The sequence below is a fragment of the Streptomyces sp. DvalAA-14 genome, assembly GCF_900091855.1.
Lineage (GTDB): Bacteria > Actinomycetota > Actinomycetes > Streptomycetales > Streptomycetaceae > Actinacidiphila.
The window spans coordinates 1-4550 of record NZ_FMCH01000046.1; the positions used below are offsets into that span (position 1 = coordinate 1).

At 75.2% G+C, this 4550-nt stretch carries 4 protein-coding genes and 1 pseudogene; 2 read left to right on the top strand and 3 right to left on the bottom strand.

What is annotated here, in order from left to right:
• Together GA0115240_RS02255 and GA0115240_RS02260 are read right to left on the bottom strand one after the other, a co-directional pair.
• The coding region (locus tag GA0115240_RS02255) for a M48 family metalloprotease (protein WP_256069470.1) at positions 1 to 473 on the bottom strand (473 nt) is incomplete at its 3' end.
• Positions 474 to 943: 470 nt separating this feature from the next.
• A pseudogene (locus GA0115240_RS02260) lies at positions 944 to 1327 on the bottom strand (BlaI/MecI/CopY family transcriptional regulator); the annotation flags it as partial.
• A gap of 202 nt (positions 1328 to 1529) precedes the next feature.
• Here GA0115240_RS02260 and GA0115240_RS02265 point away from each other — a divergent pair.
• Positions 1530 to 2198 carry a DedA family protein gene (locus tag GA0115240_RS02265; RefSeq protein ID WP_237554539.1) on the top strand — a complete coding sequence of 223 codons (669 nt, stop codon included), beginning with the start codon at positions 1530 to 1532 and terminating at the stop codon, positions 2196 to 2198.
• A 173-nt stretch (positions 2199 to 2371) separates the two neighbouring features.
• The gene (locus tag GA0115240_RS02270) at positions 2372 to 2779 is read left to right on the top strand and encodes a rodlin (protein WP_093734957.1); all 408 of its coding nucleotides are present in this window, start codon (positions 2372 to 2374) and stop codon (positions 2777 to 2779) included.
• A gap of 67 nt (positions 2780 to 2846) precedes the next feature.
• Here the strand turns inward: GA0115240_RS02270 and GA0115240_RS36575 are convergent.
• Positions 2847 to 4550: AAA family ATPase (locus tag GA0115240_RS36575; protein ID WP_346267911.1), on the bottom strand; the 1704-nt coding region annotated here is incomplete at its 5' end.

A 4550-nucleotide genomic window follows, 5' to 3' on the forward strand; every position in this document is an offset into this window, starting at 1 on the left:
GGGTGACACACGCAGGCGAGGGCGACCGCGGTGAGGAAGAGGTGGTGGCGCCCGCTCAGGTGCGCCCGTTCGTGGGCGAGCAGCGCCTCGCGTTCGGCCGGGTCCAGGGCCCGGAGCATGCCGCTGGTGACGACGATCCGCCCGGGCCGCCCGCGCCGGCCGGGCAGCGCGTAAGCGTCCGGCGCCGGGTCGGGCAGGACGGTCAGGTCGCCGGCCGCGGTACCCGCCTCGGCGGCCAGCCGCCGGGCCCGCGCGGGTTGGACGACGTGGCGCCGCAGCGTGCGCAGCAGCGCCACGGCCACGACGGTGAGCAGCCCGGCGGCCACGCACGCGGCCGGTACGGTCACCTCTCCGCCGACCACCGGCAGGACGAGGTGGCCCAGCGCGGCGACCGGCGGGAGCCGCAGCGCGCCCGCGCCCGCCAGCAGCGCCAGCGCCGCGGTACTGCAGGCGGCCAGCGTCCCGGCGGACACCGCGAGCAGCCAGGCAGCGGCCCCGGGCGGCAATGCCTCGGCGAGGCGCCGTGCGGCGGGCGCGGCAAGCAGCGGGAGGAGCAGGGGGAGCCGACACGGCGAGAATCACGCGCCCGCACCACCCGATCCGGCGACGCCCGTTCCGGAGGCGCCCCGCCCGGACCCGCTCCGCTCGGACGCGGTCCCGCCGGCCGCCGTCCCCCCGGCCGCCGTCCCGCCGGACGAGAACACACCGGTCCCGGACGGGCCGCCCGCGTCCGCCGGGGCCTCCCCCACCGCCCCGGCGCCGGCCCCGGTGCCGGCGCTCCCACCGGCTCCGCCAACTTCACTCGGAAGGGCGACCCCGCCACCCGCCTCCGACCCGGAAGGCCCAACCGTGCCGACCGGATCGCGTCCGGCGGCCGTCCCACCCGAGACCCCGTCCGAGGTCCCGCCCGAGACCCCGCCCCCGGCGGCTTCGCCGCCCCCGCCTCCCCCAGCAGGGCCCGCAGCAGCGCCTCGTCCGACGCGTCGAGCCCGGAGACGAAGCGGGCGAGGACCGTGCCCCGGTCGTCCGACCCCGACTTGTCGAGTTCGGTCCGCATGCGGCGCGCCGCGAGACCCGGGGAGTCCTGGACCGGGAGGTAGGCGTAGCCGCGGCCGGCCCGGGTGCGGCTCACCGAGCCCTTTTCGTAGAGGCGGGCGAGGATGGTGGTGACCGTGGTGCGTGCGAGGTCGGCGCCGAGGTCGCGTTGGACGTCCGCGGCGGTCAGCGCGCGGCCCTCCGCCGCCCACAGGGCCGCCAGCACGCTCGCCTCGAGCTCACCCGACGGGCGGCGGCCCGCGCCGCCTTCCGCCCCAGGCAGGTCCGGCATGGATCGCCCCTTCCCGCTGACTCGCCTACAGTGCTCTATATCGACTACATCACTGTAGTCGGTGGGCGTCTCGCCCTGCCCCGGGGCCGCGCCCCGGGGCCGCCCCGAGACCGCCCCGAGACCGTGCCCCGCGACCGCAGGACCCAGGACCAGAAGACCCCGGACCCCATTATGAGAGGGCCCCACCACTATGCCGCTGCCCATGTTCGCCCAGGCCGTGAACGTACTCGACGCCACCTCGCTGCTCTCGTCCTTCGGCGCGCTGGGCATCGCGGTGGTGATGTTCGCCGAAACCGGCCTGCTGATCGGCTTCTTCCTCCCGGGTGACTCGCTGCTCTTCACCGCAGGGCTGCTCTGCGTCCCCGGCGCCTCCCGGGTGGCGCATCTCTCGCTGTGGCAGGTGCTCGTCGCCGCGGTGGTCGGGGCGCTGCTGGGGGCCCAGGCGGGGTACGTGATCGGGCGCCGGGGCGGCCCGGCCCTGCTGGCCAGGAGCAGGAACCGCAAGCTGCACCAGGGCGCGGCCCGGGCCGCCGATCTGCTGGCGAAGTACGGGCACGCCAAGGCGGTGGTGCTGGCGCGCTTCATCCCGGTGGTCCGCACCGTCCTCAATCCGTTGGCCGGCGCGCTGAACGTGCCCGCCCGCACCTTCGCGCTCTGGCAGACGGTGGGCGGCGCGGTGTGGACGGTCGGGCTGGTGCTCGGCGGATACGGGCTCGGGTCGTCGATCCCGCACGTGGACACATATCTGCTGCCGATCGTCGGGGTGATTGTCGTCGCGTCGCTGACGCCGCTGGTCATCGAGCTGCGACGCGGCCGGAGGAACCAGGACCAGCAGGCGCCGGAGCCCGAGCCGGAGCGCTTCGTGAGCTAGTGCCGTGACCGGGTGCGACCGGGGCCCGTGGCGCGCGGAAATCGGGCGCGGCGGCGGCCGGGTCCGCACGGCACGGCACGGCACGCCGACGATCGGAGCAATCGGCCAGGTGCCGCGCCACCTGGTGCGACTGTCGGATCTCCGCACTTCTTCGTGCTCGCGATAGGAGCGATATGCGTATCCGTACCGCCCTGGCCGCCTGCGGCCTCGCCGCCGCGGCCGTGGCCGGCACCGCAGGCAGCGCCGCCGCCCTCGGCAACGACGGCTCCGGCACCACCTCCGTCAACGGCAACAGCTCCGTGCAGGCCTACGGCAACACCAGCACGGGCGGCTCGCTCAGCCCGCAGATCGGCCTGGTCCAGGGCAGCTTGAACAAGCTCTGCCTGGGTGTGCCGGTCAAGGCCAACGTCGGCTCGCTGATCGGTCTGATCCCGGTCACCGTCCAGGACGTCAACGTGCTGGCCAACCCGCAGAACCAGCAGTGCGCCGAGAACTCCACCCAGGCCAAGGGCGACGAGCCGCTCTCGCACGTCCTGAGCAACATCCCGGTCCTGTCCGGCAACGGAACGAGCAACGGCTGAGCCGGCCCGCACCCGGCACCACCCGCCGCTGACCGCCACCGCAGCCCTTCCCCTGCCGCGGTGGCGGTCAGCGTGCCCGCACGTATGCCGCGTTGATCCCGGCCCGCCGCGCCGCCTGCTCCGGCGTGAGGGTCCCCCGCAGCGCGGCGAGCTGGAGGAGGGCGATCTCCGCGCCGGAGGCCAGCGTCTGTGCCTCGGCCCGGTAGTGGTCGGTGACCACCGCGTCCGCCTCCGCCGGGTTCATGGTCGGGGTGATCCGACCGGCGATCCGGGTCATGTCCCGGTAGGAGCCCTGCAGCAGGAACGGCGGCTCGGTACGGTTCGCGTCGTCCTGGGCGGCGGAGGCGATATAGGCCGCGTTGACGGCGAGCAGGGTGCCGCGGGCCCGCAGCAGGTGGCGCAGCACGGTGAGCACGCGGGCCCGGTCGGCCGGCGGGTAGGGGTGCTCGAGGTCTTCGGGGCGGGCCGCCGGATCGCCCTGCGCGAGCCGGACGAGCAGGTCGAGATCGCCGCGGGCACGGCCGGCCAGCGGGGCGAGGGTGTCGTTGGCGGTGAGGGCGTTCTCCAGGTAGCTGAGGGCGAAGAGGGCTTCCCGCCCGGTGAGGACCTCGCCCAGATTCCAGACATCGGCCCGGTTGGCGAGCATGTCGGGGATGCGGAAGAGGCGGCCGGACTCGGTGTACGGGTTGCCGGCCATGCTCACCGCGAAGCGCTTGCCCCGCAGGTCGTACGGGCCGGCCGCGCCCTCGATCCGGCGCTGCGCGTCGCACAACGGGATGAAGGTGCGCAGGAGTTCGGCGGAGGTGTGCTGGATGTCGTCCAGTTGCAGCAGCACGTTGGAGCCGAGCCGCAGGGCGAGGTCGATCTTCTCGACCTCGCGGCGGGCGGCCCCGTCCGGGGCGCGATCCGGGTCGAGCGAGGTGACCGCCGTGCCCAGTGCCGGGCCGGAGACGGTGACCAGGGCCAGGCCGAGGCGGGCGGCGACGTACTCCATCAGCGAGGTCTTGCCGTAGCCCGGCGGGGACATCAGCATCAGCAGCCCGCCGGCCGGGCCGAACTGGCGGGCCAGGCTGTCGCCGATCAGCGGCAGATACACCTCGTCCAGCAGGCGGTTGCGGACGAATCCGGCGAACGGGCGGGGGCGGTACGCGTCGAGCCCGAGGCGGGCGCGTTCGGCGGTCACCAGGGTCGTACGGCGCCGCTGGTAGGCACGGTAGGCGGGCACCTCGCGGTCGCGGAACCGCCCTACTCGGGCGAGGAGTTCGTCCAGCCGGACCGGCAACCGGCCCCGGGCGATCCGGGGATGGGTGCCGAGCAGGCCGTCGACATTCACGCCGACCGCGGCGTCCGGCTCGTACCGTACGAGATCCGCGCCGCACACCAGCCAGGCGGCGGCCTCGGCCCGGTCCCCCTCCTCGCCCTCCCCGAGCGCGATCCCGTCCAGCCAGGCGGACGCCAACTGCCAGCGGGCGCCCAGATCGTGGCCGAGCGCCTCCAGATCGGCGGTGAGCTCCTTGTACGGCACTCCCGCCGTGCCGCCCAGCGCCACGACGAGCTTGTCCCGTACCGCCCGCGCACCGGGGCCGCCGACGAATCCGGGCTGCGCGGCGGCCAGTTCGGCCACCAGGTACTCCCCGAGCAGATCGCCGTCGGCGAGGTCCCCGAGGCCGGCGCCCGCCAGGAAGTCCCGCGCCGCCGCCGCGATCTCCGCCGCCAGGCCGGTGAGCGGGCCCGGCCGACCATCCCCGTCGGCCGACCCGCCCGGCCCGAA

What these genes read in the sequence shown, in the direction of transcription:
- GA0115240_RS02265 (WP_237554539.1), top strand. Translation starts at nt 1,530, where the DNA reads ATGTTCGCCCAGGCCGTGAACGTACTCGACGCCACCTCGCTGCTCTCG.
- GA0115240_RS02270 (WP_093734957.1), top strand. Translation starts at nt 2,372, where the DNA reads ATGCGTATCCGTACCGCCCTGGCCGCCTGCGGCCTCGCCGCCGCGGCC.